Origin of the sequence: Photobacterium kishitanii, assembly GCF_003026355.1 — a bacterium.
Classification (GTDB): domain Bacteria; phylum Pseudomonadota; class Gammaproteobacteria; order Enterobacterales; family Vibrionaceae; genus Photobacterium; species Photobacterium kishitanii.
This window is the reverse complement of sequence record NZ_PYON01000002.1, coordinates 421,452-436,415: the sequence shown is the minus strand read 5'-3', so window position 1 is coordinate 436,415 and position 14,964 is coordinate 421,452. Positions and strand designations below refer to the sequence as shown.

The 14,964-nt window shown below is 36.3% G+C and carries 16 protein-coding genes and 1 tRNA gene; 6 read left to right on the top strand and 11 right to left on the bottom strand.

The features are described 5' to 3' along the window. Positions 1 to 17: 17 nt before the first annotated feature. From C0W29_RS03775 to C0W29_RS21625, 5 genes are all read right to left on the bottom strand, one after another. On the bottom strand, positions 18 to 1,322 hold the full coding sequence (locus C0W29_RS03775) for a lipopolysaccharide biosynthesis protein (RefSeq protein WP_045043349.1): 1,305 nt from the start codon (positions 1,320 to 1,322) through the stop codon (positions 18 to 20). Positions 1,323 to 1,972: 650 nt separating this feature from the next. Continuing rightward, complete coding sequence (locus tag C0W29_RS03770; protein ID WP_045045454.1) at positions 1,973 to 2,944, bottom strand: metal ABC transporter substrate-binding protein; 972 nt, start codon at positions 2,942 to 2,944, stop codon at positions 1,973 to 1,975. 1 nt (position 2,945) lies between these two features. After that, on the bottom strand, positions 2,946 to 3,809 hold the full coding sequence (locus tag C0W29_RS03765; RefSeq protein WP_045043350.1) for a metal ABC transporter permease: 864 nt from the start codon (positions 3,807 to 3,809) through the stop codon (positions 2,946 to 2,948). Next, a complete protein-coding gene (locus C0W29_RS03760) occupies positions 3,802 to 4,578 on the bottom strand; it encodes a metal ABC transporter ATP-binding protein (protein ID WP_045043351.1) in 777 nt (258 codons plus the stop codon). Before C0W29_RS03760 ends, C0W29_RS03765 begins: the two co-directional genes overlap by 8 nt. An 8-nt stretch (positions 4,579 to 4,586) precedes the next feature. After that, positions 4,587 to 4,757 (bottom strand): hypothetical protein, encoded by a 171-nt coding sequence (locus C0W29_RS21625; RefSeq protein ID WP_155395130.1) that lies wholly within the window; start codon positions 4,755 to 4,757, stop codon positions 4,587 to 4,589. A gap of 197 nt (positions 4,758 to 4,954) precedes the next feature. On the opposite strand from C0W29_RS21625, the gene C0W29_RS03755 reads away from it, so the two are divergent. Next, the gene (locus C0W29_RS03755; protein WP_052671693.1) at positions 4,955 to 5,434 is read left to right on the top strand and encodes a GNAT family N-acetyltransferase; all 480 of its coding nucleotides are present in this window, start codon (positions 4,955 to 4,957) and stop codon (positions 5,432 to 5,434) included. Between the two features lie 66 nt (positions 5,435 to 5,500). Here the strand turns inward: C0W29_RS03755 and C0W29_RS03750 are convergent, their stop codons facing one another. Beyond that, positions 5,501 to 6,529 carry a sensor domain-containing diguanylate cyclase gene (locus tag C0W29_RS03750; RefSeq protein ID WP_052671694.1) on the bottom strand — a complete coding sequence of 343 codons (1,029 nt, stop codon included), beginning with the start codon at positions 6,527 to 6,529 and terminating at the stop codon, positions 5,501 to 5,503. A 56-nt stretch (positions 6,530 to 6,585) separates the two neighbouring features. Further along, the gene (locus tag C0W29_RS03745) at positions 6,586 to 6,849 is read right to left on the bottom strand and encodes a hypothetical protein (RefSeq protein ID WP_045045455.1); all 264 of its coding nucleotides are present in this window, start codon (positions 6,847 to 6,849) and stop codon (positions 6,586 to 6,588) included. A 396-nt stretch (positions 6,850 to 7,245) separates the two neighbouring features. Between C0W29_RS03745 and C0W29_RS03740 the strand changes: the two genes are divergently transcribed. The 4 genes from C0W29_RS03740 (at position 7,246) to C0W29_RS03725 (ending at position 11,235) form a co-directional block, all read left to right on the top strand. After that, positions 7,246 to 7,319: transfer RNA gene (locus C0W29_RS03740), tRNA-Gly, on the top strand. A gap of 92 nt (positions 7,320 to 7,411) precedes the next feature. Further along, on the top strand, positions 7,412 to 8,425 hold the full coding sequence (locus C0W29_RS03735; protein WP_036792984.1) for a LacI family DNA-binding transcriptional regulator: 1,014 nt from the start codon (positions 7,412 to 7,414) through the stop codon (positions 8,423 to 8,425). 159 nt (positions 8,426 to 8,584) lie between these two features. Next, the gene (gene nhaC / locus C0W29_RS03730; protein WP_045045456.1) at positions 8,585 to 10,060 is read left to right on the top strand and encodes a Na+/H+ antiporter NhaC; all 1,476 of its coding nucleotides are present in this window, start codon (positions 8,585 to 8,587) and stop codon (positions 10,058 to 10,060) included. Positions 10,061 to 10,062: 2 nt separating this feature from the next. Beyond that, positions 10,063 to 11,235: a MalY/PatB family protein gene (locus tag C0W29_RS03725; RefSeq protein WP_045045457.1), complete on the top strand. Its 1,173-nt coding sequence runs from the start codon at positions 10,063 to 10,065 to the stop codon at positions 11,233 to 11,235. 66 nt (positions 11,236 to 11,301) lie between these two features. On the opposite strand, the gene C0W29_RS03720 is transcribed toward C0W29_RS03725, so the two are convergent. Beyond that, a complete protein-coding gene (locus C0W29_RS03720) occupies positions 11,302 to 11,790 on the bottom strand; it encodes a hypothetical protein (protein WP_045045458.1) in 489 nt (162 codons plus the stop codon). 484 nt (positions 11,791 to 12,274) lie between these two features. Here C0W29_RS03720 and C0W29_RS03715 point away from each other — a divergent pair, with 484 nt between their 5' ends. After that, on the top strand, positions 12,275 to 12,931 hold the full coding sequence (locus C0W29_RS03715; protein ID WP_107174109.1) for an acyl-homoserine-lactone synthase: 657 nt from the start codon (positions 12,275 to 12,277) through the stop codon (positions 12,929 to 12,931). Between the two features lie 62 nt (positions 12,932 to 12,993). Here the strand turns inward: C0W29_RS03715 and C0W29_RS03710 are convergent, their stop codons facing one another. The 3 genes from C0W29_RS03710 to hypA form a co-directional block, all read right to left on the bottom strand. Continuing rightward, positions 12,994 to 13,296 (bottom strand): hypothetical protein, encoded by a 303-nt coding sequence (locus tag C0W29_RS03710; protein WP_045045460.1) that lies wholly within the window; start codon positions 13,294 to 13,296, stop codon positions 12,994 to 12,996. Between the two features lie 262 nt (positions 13,297 to 13,558). Further along, positions 13,559 to 14,620, bottom strand: a complete 1,062-nt coding sequence (gene hypB / locus C0W29_RS03705) for a hydrogenase nickel incorporation protein HypB (protein ID WP_045045461.1) — start codon at positions 14,618 to 14,620, stop codon at positions 13,559 to 13,561. A gap of 1 nt (position 14,621) precedes the next feature. Continuing rightward, entirely contained in the window at positions 14,622 to 14,963 is a 342-nt protein-coding gene (gene hypA, locus C0W29_RS03700) for a hydrogenase maturation nickel metallochaperone HypA (protein WP_036792304.1), read from the bottom strand. Position 14,964: the final 1 nt, after the last annotated feature.

Here is a 14,964-nt window from a genome sequence, read left to right as displayed (position 1 = left end):
ATTTATAAGCGTCACACTTAGCAAACGGCGATACCTTGGCGCCGATATTCACGTAAAATTTGCTGCTCAGCAATCGTTGATAAAATAAACATCATCACATAACCAAAGCCTAGCGCAACAATAATCGCCACCACATTAGCGGTAAATAATGCCAACAAATAATAACTAACAACCAGTGTTACTATTCCACTCAACCGAATCATTAAACTCAGGGTAAATTTTCCATGAGCTTTTATATAGGCTAGTTGATAGGCATTAAGCATCATAAAAATAAAGAAAATAGAGAAATGAAATAATACAATTTCAGCGCCTTTATATTGCGCAGGGAAAATAAAACCAATAAGGTCTTTCCCCCCGATGAGCATGACTAAGAAAAAGATCACACTCACGATTATGGCTAAACGATATACCCAGCGACGAATAGCACGTATTTGCAAATGTTCTCCTTTACGCACACTCTGTGACAATTCAGGTAATACAAAGCGATAGATAGGAAACACAAATAGCATTGTCATGTAGGTAAATATTGGTCTTACTACAACTTGGAAATCACCTAATTCATCTAAGCTAAAGTGGGTGATCGTCAGCAATACAGCAGCGTAAATCATTAGAATGCTTGCCCCAGCTTCTAAAGAGGCAGTGAAACTTTTGCGCACATAATTACGCATATTAGGATCAAGCTGAACAGTTGTGAACGGTTTCGTAGCAACTTCTTTTCTGCGCTTCCAATACATGAAATGGGCAACAATCAAGGAAGAGACCATGACACTATAAAAAAGAGAAGCTAATGCCGTAAAGTGGAATATATAATAACAACACACAAATGTGATGACATTTGATGTAGGTTCAATCCAAGTGACTTTATTAGAAACCTCATATAAACGGTACATTGCAATTAAGTTAGTAAAGTATATTTTTAGCCCCATACCAAAAATAACACCGACCATTTCAAAATAGCCAACATTAATATGCAGTTCGTGTTTTATATAAGGTAAAACTAATCCCCATGTAATTAACACCATCACAATTAAACTAAAGCGAAATATATTTATAATGTCATGATCATTATGGGTCTGGCTGTATGTAACAACCATTGAAGACCTGAAGCCTGTCATTAAAATCAATGATAATGACACAATATCAATCACACTATTGAATAAGGCTAAATCATCTTTTGCAACCCACTGTGCCAACCAGACTTTAAACAAAAAACCAATAGATATGCTGGCTAATGTCGCCCAAATACCCGCAACAAATGCTTTTTTTAATCGAGTTAATGTATCAACATCATCAACTAAAGGAATGGCCTGTGGATTTTTCATACTTAGTAACTATAAATAAACATGCTGGTATGATACTGGATTTTTCGCATGAGATCTCAAGCGAACAAAAGATTTAGTAATCAACCAGTAAAAGGTGTTTTTATTTATTGATTTATAATGACTTAGTTTTTATTAGTAACGCGTAAAGCACCTCAAATTCGGCGCAATAACGATCTAAATGATGCAATAAAAAGTGGAGATTGTTATTTAGTCCATGGCTCACGCAATAACGAATCGTTCTTTCAGTACTTTTAATTTTAAATCGTGCAAAAATTAAACGATACCTTAATTGTTTATGCGGTAATAAGAGAAAACTTACTAATGAAGCCATTTTTAATCCAAAAAATAATATAACTTAATCGTCGGCGCGCATTCTAACAACTTTTATAAAATGATTAATACTTTAAAATGGAATCAAAATTCTTAAAAATATGCTCGCAACTATAATAGCGACTACGCAAGTTTCAAAAATAAGCAAACAACCATAAATAACTATCAAATATAATATAGATAAACCATTTATTATTAAAAAACACTTATACTTAATAGATGATATAATCACCCACCAAGACTAAATGGGTGATTATTAGCCACTATTAAACTAAATTAATCTATTTTTAATAATTTGGTTATTATCGATAGTTTCAATATTACTTTAATGCATTAGAAATAGTTGCCGTGTTATGTTCCATCAATTTAATATATGAGCTTGCAGGTTCATTGGGACCTGACAGAGCATCTGAGTATAACTTTCCACCAATCTTGGCTCCAGTTTCCTGGCTAATCTGTTCAACCATACGATTATCGGTAATATTTTCAATAAACACAGCACGCACATGATCATCGCGTACTTGATTAATAATATTTGCTACATCAGCAGCACTTGCTTCAGCATCTGTACTCGTTCCCTGCGGTGCTAAAAAAGTCACATCATAATCACGTGAAAAATACTGAAATGCATCGTGTGAAGTAATAATAACGCGTTGTGATGCTGGTATATTGGCAAACTGCTGCTGAATATCAAGTTGAAGTTTATCTAATTTTTGTAGGTAAACTTGTGCATTATGCTGATAATCACTCGCGTTAGCTGGATCTACTTTCACCAAACCTGCCTCGATGTTTTTAACGTATGTCTTAACGTTAGTCACACTATTCCATGCATGAGGATCATACACACCATGATGGTGATGATGATTATGGTGATCGCAGTCACATTTTTCTTCCGTTACTGGATGATGATGGTGATCACATTGTTCTTTCGCTAACGTTAGCTTATTAATCCCATTTGAAGCGACAACTTCTACACCTTTAAAATGTGCTGACTCCATTAATCTTGGTAACCAACCTTCAAGTCCCAGGCCATTAATTACCACTAAGCGGGCATCTTTCACTGCCACAGCATCCATTGGCGCAGGGCTATAAGTATGAACATCACCATTAATGCCGACTAAATCCTTTACCGTCACATGTTCACCACCAACTTGAGACACTAAATCGCCTAAAATTGAGAAACTCGCAACCACCGGAATTTTTGTATCAGCCATCGCTGATGAACTAATACCTAAACCTAATACAACAGCAGCAACAATATTTTTTTTATCCCATAAATACTTCGTTGACATCCTAATTTTTACTCCAATTTTTAAAAACAATGCCACCTTGGCGACCAAATAATAGTGACAACAAATACAACCCTCCCATTACCAATACAATTGATGGGCTGGTCGCAAAACCTAAATAATATGAAAGAATTAAACCGATATAACAGCTACTGATCGAGGCAATAAAAGCAATGATAAGCATGCCGCCTAATCGTCCACTCCAAAAGCGCGCAATGGTTGCAGGTAAAATCATTAATCCCACGGCCATTAATGTACCGAGCGCCTGAAAACCTGCGACCAGATTAAGCACCAGTAAAAGCAAGAAACCATAATGAGCAACCCCACTTAATTTACTCACCGTCTTAAAAAAAGCAGGATCAACACATTCCATGACTAAGGGACGATAGAGCACAGCTAAAGTAATAACTGTTATCGACGCAATTAACGTCAGCAAAATCAAGGCGGCATTATTAAGTGCTAATGTCGAACCAAATAAGACATGCAATAAATCCATATTGCTGCCTTTTGAAGAGATAATGAGTACGCCTAGTGCCAACGACAATAAATAAAATGCTGCCATACTTGCATCTTCTTCTGCTTTTGAGTGTCGAGCAGCAACGCCAGCTAAAATAGCGACAATACAACCAGCAATCACTCCACCAATCGTCATGGCAGTAACAGATATTCCTGAAATCAAAAAACCAATCGCCGCCCCTGGAAGAATGGCATGTGACATTGCATCCCCAGTTAAACTCATTCGCCGCAGAGTTAAAAAGACGCCGATTGGTGTGCCGCTAATACTCAATAATAAGCATCCCCATAGGGCACGCTGCATAAAATTAAAATCGCTAAAAGGTTGTATTAAAAAGTGGATAGCTTCACTCATGGTGGCACTCCTGTTGCGGTTTTATTGCAACATTTTGGGGTGTCGACAGGGCATTAATTTGCTCAAAACAAGGGGTTAAATAAGCCTGATATCCAGCCTGCTGTAAATGGTGACTTTGAAGTACTGTTTTAGTATTGCCATTTGCGATCAATTCCGTTGCAACCAAGATTGCTTCTGGAAAATAACGAGCGACTAACGACAAATCATGCATTACGGCAACAACTGTTTTACCTTGCTGCTGGCAATCTCTAATCACAGCCATTAAATCTTCTGTCGTTTGTGCATCAATAGCAGCAAAAGGCTCGTCTAATAATAATATTTGAGCATCTTGAATAAGCATTCGCGCAAAGAGCATTCGTTGAAACTGTCCACCAGATAATTCACTAATTTGACGTTTCTCCATGCCTGATAGCTGCACAGTCACCAAAGCTTGTGAAATTTTTTGGTATTCAGCTTGCGTAAAACGCCGCCAAAATGAACTTCTTCGCCAAGCACCAGATGAAATAAACTCTTCAACTGTAATCGGAAAATTACGATCAATGTGGGTACTTTGAGGTAAGTAGGCAATATTTTTCATTGAATACTGCCCTAAACACACTTTTCCTGTCATCGGCGATATTTGCTTCATGAGTACTTTTAACAATGTCGATTTACCGGCGCCATTAGGCCCAACTATTGCGACCAAATCGCCGTCTTTAATAGTGCAAGAGATATTATCAAGTGCAATATTATTACGGTAATAAACCGTCAAGTTCGTTACTGAGATCATAATAAAACCTAAATTAAGTCGCTTAATACCCACCACAGGAGGGCAATCATAATCAAACCAACAGCACTACGCTGGAAGACACCAGTTAGTAACAATGAATAGCGGTACTTAGCTTTCTTTTGGTATGTTATATCATTACATTCATTGATCGTAGAATGAGGACTTTGCTGACTGTTCATCACAATATTCTTTTATTATTCAACAGAAAAAATGACGATAATGAGAGTTATCACCACAATATTGATATGTTATAACATAACAATACCAGCAAATACAACTTTGGTTACAATTGATTTTGCAGTAAGCATAGTGATCGTGTTGCATTAATTATGAGTGCTAGGTATAAGTAAATCTGGTCATTACTACGAGTTATAAAATGAAAATAAGCCCCATAACATCATCACATTGGCAACAAATTGAGCGCATCCAACACGCTGCTTATGGTGATGATTTTCCAGAAAGTATCGACGTTTTAAAAAGTAAAATAGCAGCATCACCACAAACCTGTTTTGTTTGTCTCGATGATCAACAACATGTCATAGGCTACCTTATTAGCCATCCTTACCATAAAGGCTCAACGCCTAAATTACATGAAACAAGTACCGTAATAGATAGTATTCATCTACATCTGCATGATTTAGCAATAATTCCGACAGAGCAAGGACAAGGGATTCCTAAGTTATTGATAGACCATCTTTTTAGCGTACTTAATACCATGAACTATCAATCGGTATCGTTAATTTCAGTACAAGATTCTGCCAAATTTTGGCAAAAGTATGGCTTTATTATAGATAACAGCTTATCAGCACCAACTAGTTATGGTGACAGTGCTGTCTGTATGCATCGTTCCATATAGAAAACGTAATAAACCATAGAAAGTATTAACTACATAACAGTAGTTAATACTTATAACATCAGATAGTTACACTATGGTAATACGATTTCTTCCATTATCTTTAGAGCGATAAAGTGCCTCATCAATACCTTTAAGTACCACTTCTATTTGATCATCTTGTGGTGAGAATGATGCTAATCCTATTGAGGTAGTAATACGAATGACTTGATCTTTAAATAAAAATTGATGCTGCTCAACCGTATTTAAAATACGTGCACAAACTTCTTCAGCGTTATCTTTACCCGTTCTATCTAGAAACAAAATAAACTCTTCGCCGCCCCAACGTGCAAGGACATCACTCGAACGCACATTATTCAGACAAATATCAGCAAATTCTTTTAAAACTTTATCGCCAGCATCATGACCATAAGTATCATTAACTCTTTTAAAGTGATCAATATCAAGAAAAGCAATACTGTGCGTTAAAGTAATATGAGTAGAAAATATTTGTTTGATTTTCTCATTCATATATCGACGATTAGGAATATTTGTTAGTTCATCAGTGAAAGAGACTTGTCTTAACATGTTATTGTCATCAACAATTAATGTATTTTTTAATGCTATCTCACGTTCCCGCTTATAAATATAAAATAAACAAACAAAAACCATAACATATAATAAAACACGAATAATATTATATTCATAAGCGTTATAAGTTGGTTTTTTCATCGAGAAAACCCATTGTCCATTAGGTACTGCGACATTAAAAACATTTACAACACCACTAGATTTATCAACACGATTATCAAATATCGTTAACATATCACCATCAGGATTAAAGCCATCAACTTTATATAAATAATCCTTAAACGGTAACTTTTTACTAATATTTTCTACACCACTGATAGCAATAATAAAACCGACAAAATCTAAACTTTCATCAAAAATAGGCAACCTTAAAATAAAAGCCAACTGATTGTTTTGAATCAATTTAACTGGGCCAATAAAGGTAAAACTTTTATTTTTTATTGATAAAGAAACACCGTTTTTCCTTTTCTTTAATCTATTTAAATCATGTCCAATTGCAGAATTAGTTTTTGAATGAGGATATGTCATTTGAATAATCCCCTGTGGTGCAAATTGCAATTCTGAAATAGATTTATTTGTTGCTATTATTTTTCTGCTAATGATTCAAACTTTGATGGATTATAATCATATGATTTAAACAATAAATTAAACGTTTTTAAACTCACTACTATATTATTAATTTCATTATTTATAATCTTTGATACACATTGCTCTAAAGCTAAATTATTTTTCTTACTTTGTAGTTCAAATTGTTGTTTTTCATTAAAAAAAAACAATTCAATTGCCACTAATGTTAATAATAAGGCAATGACTATCGCTAAACTCGATGGGGTTATTTTTAACTTCATTATTAATACTTCAGGTGCATTAAAAGTAAGATGACACTACGGCATGCGTATTTACACATGCAGATGCTGGCATTCATATGCATGTATCCTAGATCATCTACAAAATCATGAATATAAAATACCGTTTAAAATACACACTTTGTTACAAATTCAGCTAACAATTGTAAGGTAATTGAACTAGTCACCATGAAATATATAAAAATTGAATAAATTTATATAACCAAGATGGTAATTACGCATGTCATTGATTAATAATATACAATGTACAAATTGATATTATGTCTAACAAAAACCACTCAAAATAGCGCAATTTATTCATATTTATGTACTAATCGTAGTATTAACAAATAATTATGTTGACCCATATCATTCAAATGTTTATGGTTATCTCATCAAGCGGATATCGTATAATGGTATTACCTTAGCTTCCCAAGCTAATGACACGGGTTCGATTCCCGTTATCCGCTCCAATCCTTTATCTTTCTTTTTTGCATTTTCATCACATATTCCTCTTAAAAATAACGCTACACTTCCTACTTTATTTGCAACTACCTTGACACTCATGACAACCATTAAAGATGTCGCAATTCTCGCTGGTGTTTCAACCGCGACTGTTTCACGTGTGATAAATCGATCTGCTTATGTTGAGCCAATGACTATTGAACGGGTTGAGAAAGCAATTAAACAGTTAAATTATCTTCGAGATGCACGTGCCGCTGCACTAGCTTGTAAGAAAAATAATACCTTAGGTTTACTAACCGGAAATTTAGCCGATCCCTTTTTTGCCTTAATTGCTAAACATGTTGAAGCCGTCGCTCGCCATCAAGGATGCCAGCTAGTTGTCGTCAGTGGTGGCCACAACGCACAACGAGAAAAAGAAGGTTTAGATTTTTTAATAAGCCAAGGCTGCGAAGCAATGGTCGTCCATGCAAAGATGCTTGATGATACAACCCTACTTCGATATAGCGCTCAATTGCCAGCGATGGTACTACTTAATCGCACTATCGCTCAGATATCTAACCGTTCGGTATGGATTGATAACTGTAAAGGATCTTCAGATTCAGTTGCTTACTTGATTGCGAATGGACATCGAAAAATTGCATGTATTACCAGTAACCTACCGTTTGATGATCGTAACCAACGATTAGAAGGCTATCGTAATGCAATGAAAAATGCAGGCCTTGATATTAACTCTACTTGGATAATTAGTCAGGACTTTAGTGAGGAAGGCGGTGAACTCGCAGGCAAAGCACTTTTAAACCAATGTCCTGAAGTAACAGCGGTTGTAACCTTTAACGATGTTATGGCTGCTGGATTAATGGCCAGTCTACAAGAGCAAGGTATTCAAATCCCTAAAGATATTTCGATTATCGGGTTTGATGATATCTTGTTAGCTCGTTATATATACCCTCGCCTTACCACTATGCATAATCCCATTGATGAAATGTCAAATTTTGCAGCAAAACTCGCCCTAAAACTTAAGAATAAAATTGACATCCTACCTAGAAATCATTGTTTTTACGCAACTTTAGTCGAAAGGCAGTCAGTGATGACTCTCCACTCGTCCTCGCTTTAAACGCATGTAAAGCAAATAAAATGTGATAGAGATCAGAACTTCATATCTCATGTAAGCGCTTACATGAGATAAATACATAGTTCTCATTTTTGCAAATCTATCTCACTTACCATCATGTCATTGGTTTCCACCCTACATAAAAAATAATAAGGATAGACAATGACCACCAACAAACCCCTACCGTCATTTGCACTAGCCATAACTCCTATTGCAGTAATGTTTATCTTACTTGCTGTGGGTTACGGTATTATGGGCTTACGTATAGAAGCCTTACTCCTCATATCAGCAACATTTACTGGTTTTATCGCCATGAAAATGGGTTATAGCTGGGATGAAATAATGGATGCTATTGTTGAGAAATTAGCAAAAGCAATGCCGGTGATTCTCATTTTAGTCGCTGTTGGTGGCTTAATTGCAAGTTGGATGATTAGTGGCACGATACCTTATATGGTCTATTGGGGCCTCAAAGTTATTAGCCCCCAATACATTCTTATTGCCGCTTTTTTTGTTACTAGCTTAGTCTCTATCTGTACTGGTACTTCATGGGGATCTGCCGGTACTGTCGGTGTCGCTTTAATGGGCGTTGCAGCAGGGTTAGATGTCTCAATGGGAGCTGCAGCTGGTGCAGTAGTATCTGGGGCTTATTTTGGTGATAAGCTATCACCATTATCAGATTCTACTAATTTTGCTCCGATTGTCGCTGGTACTAATTTATATGCACATATTCAACATATGCTTTATACCACCTTACCTGGGTTCTTCATTGCCGCAGTTGTATTCTACTTCGCAGGCCAAAATACCAATGTTGCCACGGTCGCTGAACCACAGAAAGTGGTCGATATTATTAATGGTCTCGATACTCTCTACCACTTTAATATCATATTAATTATTCCCCCACTGATGATTTTATGGGGTGCTATTAGCAAAAAACCAGTATTACCACTAATGCTAGCAGCTTCAGCATTAGGACTTGCGCTAGGGATGATTTTCCAAGGATTTAGCTTACAACAAGGATTCAATGCCTTTGTTAACGGCTTTAATATTACAATGTTTAGCGACAATGGACAGTCACTTACCACGATCATTCCTGATATCACCAAACTGCTTAACCGTGGCGGTTTATTTTCGATGATGAGCACTATTCTATTAGTATTCTGTGCATTCTCATTTGCTGGTATTTTAAGCCTAACGGGTGCACTTAATGTTGTACTTGGCCGTTTCTTACATCTCATTCGTAGCACTGGTCAACTGATTCTATCAACAGTAATTGCAACGATTACTGTCGTCTGTACAACTTCAGACGGTAAATTAGCCTTATTAATTCCTGGTGAATTATTCCAAGACGCATACCGCAAAATGGGGCTAGATACTAAGAACCTTTCTCGTACCCTTGAAGATGCAGGTACTATCATCGAGCCACTTGTTCCCTGGACTGCAGCTGGCATTTATATGGCACATACGCTCAATGTTCCAACTCTCGATTACCTTCCATGGGCTGTTCAATGCTACACCGGTGTTATTTTCGCCATCATCTATGGATTCACAGGCTTTGGTATTGCAAAAGCGCCTTTAACACCCAGTGTAAATAATAACGATGTAGTTATTTCGACAAATACAGAAACAAATAAGGGATAATCATGACAAACTCTTTTGACCGCGTTATTAACCGACGTCATACCGGTTCACTCAAATGGGATTTCATGCAACAAAAGCTTGGGGTTGATGGTTCAAATAAGTTACCAATGTGGGTTTCTGATTATGACTTCCAAGCACCTGAAGCCGTGCTTGATATCATGCAACAACGTATTAACCATGGTATTTTCGGCTACGCTGAGCGTGATAATGACTATTACCAAGCCATCATTAATTGGTACCAGAGTCGGCATCAACTCACCATAGATCAAGACTGGATCACAACAGTACATGGTGTCTTACCGGGCTTATCTGTTGCTATTCAAATGCTAACAAATATTGGTGATAACGTTGTTATTCAAACACCAGGTTACGGTTCATTCCGTAAAATCACTGAGTTAAATGATCGTGTCATTATTGAAAATCCATTAATTGAAACCAATGGTCACTATTGCATGGATCTTACTCACCTTGAGCACTGTTTCCAGCAAGGTGCGAAAGTGATGATCTTTTGCAACCCACACAACCCTGTTGGACGAGCATGGACAACAAGCGAGATTATTGCACTAGCTACGTTATGCCAACAATATAATGTTTGGCTACTGAGTGATGAAATATGGGGAGACTTGGCAATGCCTAATCACTCCTATCATTCGCTGTTAAGTCTACCACCAGCACTTTTACAGCATACAATGGTAGCTACAGCAGCAAGTAAAACATTTGGCTTATCATCATTGCGGATCTCTAATATCATGATCCCCAATACTGAATTACGTGAGCGTTTTATCCGTCGTCTTGATGCACATGGTATGGATGTCTTTAATAGTTTAGCGATGTGTGCTGCTACTGCTGCATATACAACATCCTCCCAATGGCTAGATGATTTAATATCTTATCTTCAAGCTAATATTAATTTACTCAGTAAGTTTATTAACACTGAACTACCATTATTACGATTCATGCCACCAGAGGCTGGGTATTTAGCTTGGGTCGACTGTCGAAAGTTACACTTAAGTGATGACGAACTTGAACAAAAACTGATTAACGCAGGCATTGTACCAAGTATGGGAATTGCATTTGGATCAGATGGTAGTGGTTTTATCCGTCTAAACTTAGGCTGCCCTCAAGAAACATTACAACTAGCGTTAGAACACTTAAAACTAGCATTGACTCAATAATGCAAAAAGCGATATCAAACGATTGATATCGCTTTTTTACCAACTCAGTAAGTAGCACCTATATCGTTAAATCACCCTTTTTGACTTTTTCCACGACTGGGTAAAGCCTTTGGCTGAAACCCTAAAGTTTAAATTTGTTTTTTGATTATAGGTATTGATAAAAACCTTATGGATCTTAACTATTTCAGTGTATTTAAATTGTGTAATTAAAAAAGCCAATCCCTGATGAGTTGTTGGCGTATACACCCAGTAATTTTTACTGTCGGCTGTTCTACGGCAAATCTTATCCATCTTCACTTCTTGACCATTAATAGTCATTGATACCGTTTTATCAAAACCATCCTTATTACATTGACTTAGAAATCGTTCAAAACCGTTATTATTATATTTAGCCTTATAAAGCGAAAAAGATACTTTTTTCTGATCCTGTTGCTCATCAATCAATGAAGATAAAACATAATGGCCATCAATCCCTGAAGAATTCCATTCAGACGCACTAACATGGGCAGGTAATATTGCGACACAAGCCCAAGTAAGCCAAAAAAAATTACTCATATTATTCCTTTAACATCAATAAAATAAACAATACCTTTATGGTATTGTTTTAATCTAATCTTAAATCTTATGGCATTACTTTAAAAACTCGCAATATAATAACGGCAATTTAAGTAATGAGAATCTTAAATAAAAACGAATAAGTACTGTTCACAAATAAAATTTAAACTATATTTGACACTGCATTATTTTTGCGACTAGCATCATGAACACTTGATTTAATTTTCGTTAAGAAGCAATATATCGCCGAAATAGGCTAGCTATATTTTATATAAAAATTAATTCTCAAATCGAGAAAAACGCAACAAATACCATTAACACATTGAAAATAAGCAAAAAATACTAAAATGGAACAAATTGCCCAAATAATAAGATAATTGAGAGTTTTATTTGATGGTAATCACAGTATATACACACCAGTGCATTATTTGATTAATGAATTAATTACTATTCATTAGTCCCTTTTTATTGAGCATGTTATTAAATGTACACTAATGTAATAAAAAACTCTGCTATCCCTTTATATAAAAATAACCAATTGATATTACAACAAAACTTTCTGAAATTTATTGATGAGCATATCCATTTACATGGCGATGCTGATTTCTTTGCGACATTAATTACGGCTCGAATAGAGACGATCAATTACTTGATGCCACACCAAACAGATAATCTATACCAATGTATTACTAGCGATTACGCACAAAATATTAATGGTATTGTCGCTCTAGATAATCTTGACCTGTATTACATTGAGATAGAAAAACAAGCTATCAGCTTATTTGGCAATATATTATGCTGTTGGGCTGAATATGAGCATTATCGTATTATGCAGCGAGTTATAAAGCACCCACTAACAAAAAACAGCATGCCACAATTAGTCGATAATAATAAAAAGATAACTGAAGTGGTTGCTCAAATTGAAAATGATACGCGTTTATTTATCACATCATATTGTGCGCTTCCAATGACACTAAGTAATGCAATAGCATTAAAAACTATTGAATGTTTTGTTAAGAAAAAATACTGCTATGAATTACTCTATTTTTTAGAAATTTCAACTAATGGTGAATATATGATCCATTACCACTATAAACACACAGATCTATTTCCTACACTAGTTGCAAGCTCCCATATTTAAATAAAATGTTAATCAAATAAAAATGCTCGCACTAATCATAGTACGAGCATCTCAATAATGACTTATAAGCCAGTCCACATCGCAGCACCCGCCGCCCAGACTTCAACATAGGTTGAATTACATCGAAACTTTAAATAACCACGGTTATTATCTTTTTGATAATTAACATATACCCAACCACGGTTATCTTTAGATTTATTATCCAAACTATTATCTGACATCGCAGTAACAGCATAATGTGTTTTAACAGCAATACGCTGTTGGCACATTTCAATATCTTTAGCTGTTGGTGGTTGGCGTGTTTCAGTGGTGACATCACAGCCAGATAATAATAAGGCTGCTGCAACAAAGGTATGTGTTTTCATTGGCTACTTACGTTGTTTATCATCAAGATTGTCGCTAATGAGAGACATAACGCAAGTACGCGTTTAAGCTCTGTTAGCTAATGTGCGCGGGATTCTATAGATAAATAAAAAAAATGATAGTAATAATTTTGCTATTTAAACGATTTTTTGAATGCTATCACTTATTAACAATAATTATTGCTAACACACAAAAAATAAAAATGCCGTATATATAGAAACAATATATACGGCATATTAATAACGACCAAAATGTAGTAATTAACTACAGTTGCTGTCTATTTTCATTTAGCCAGTTAATCCATGCATCCATGCCTTCACCCGTTTTAGCTGACAGCTTAATCACTTGGATTGTAGGGTTCACTTTACGTGCATTAGTGATGCAATCTTCTATATTAACATCAACATAAGGCAGTAAATCAACTTTATTAATGATCATTAGATCAGCCGCTGCAAACATATTTGGGTACTTAAGCGGTTTATCCTCACCTTCAGTCACAGATAAAATTGCCACTTTTGAAGCTTCACCAAGATCAAAGCTAGCAGGACACACTAAGTTGCCCACATTTTCAATAAACAAAAATCCAGGTTCATTAATCGCTAGTTGATGATAAGCATCATGGATCATTTGTGCGTCAAGATGACAACCTTTACCAGTATTAACTTGAATTGCAGGCACCGTTGTTGCTCGAATACGATCTGCGTCATTACTGGTTTGTTGATCACCCTCGATCACCGCGCAAGCACAATGATCTTTTAATTTCATCAGCGTTTCGGTTAGTAAGGTTGTTTTACCCGAGCCAGGACTTGAGACTAAATTAAGCACTAACTGACGATTTGCAATAAAGTGCTCGCGATTATGTGCTGCAAGATGGTTATTGTTACCTAATATATCCATCTCTAATGTTAATAACTGGCGCTGTGATACACCGGCAACATGCACTTCAGCCTCACCTTTACCATAATGTAAATCACCCGTATCTAAACGCTCTGGTTGATGCTGCGCATGATGATTGTCGCCATGGTGAGCATGATCGTGTGAATGTGCGTGCGCATGATTGGTTTCATGCTCATGATGATGTCCATGCGTTGCTTGCTGAGGCAAGGCGCCTGCTGGCAAAGTATAATGAACATGATGATGAACATCACCTTGGTGGTGATAATGATGATGGATCACAACCGATTGCGGCCTCTCTGCAGCAGGGTGATGATGGTCATTATGCTGGTGTGGATGTTCATGATGATGGTGGCCATCATGGTCGTGGTCATGATGGCCATGAGAATGACCTTCAATTCGGCTATCGCCGCAACCGCATACATTACACATATTATTCAACCTCGATATGTTTAATCATTAATTCGTCTCCAGCTTCAACTTTAAGTTGATAACCATGACAACGTGGACAACTCACACCACGCTCTGGAATTTCTACATGTTGCTGACAGTCTAAGCACCAAACACGAGCCGCAACAGATTCAATCTTCAGTTGGGCATCTTCTGCAATGGTGCCACGGCTAGCAAATTCGAACCCTGTTGCCAATGCCTGAGGTTCAATACATGACAGTGTACCAATGGCTAATGTCACGCTTGTCACGCGACTAAAGCCTTGTTTTTTAGCTTGTTCAACCACGGTATCAACCGTATTTATACTCAATGATAATTCATGCATT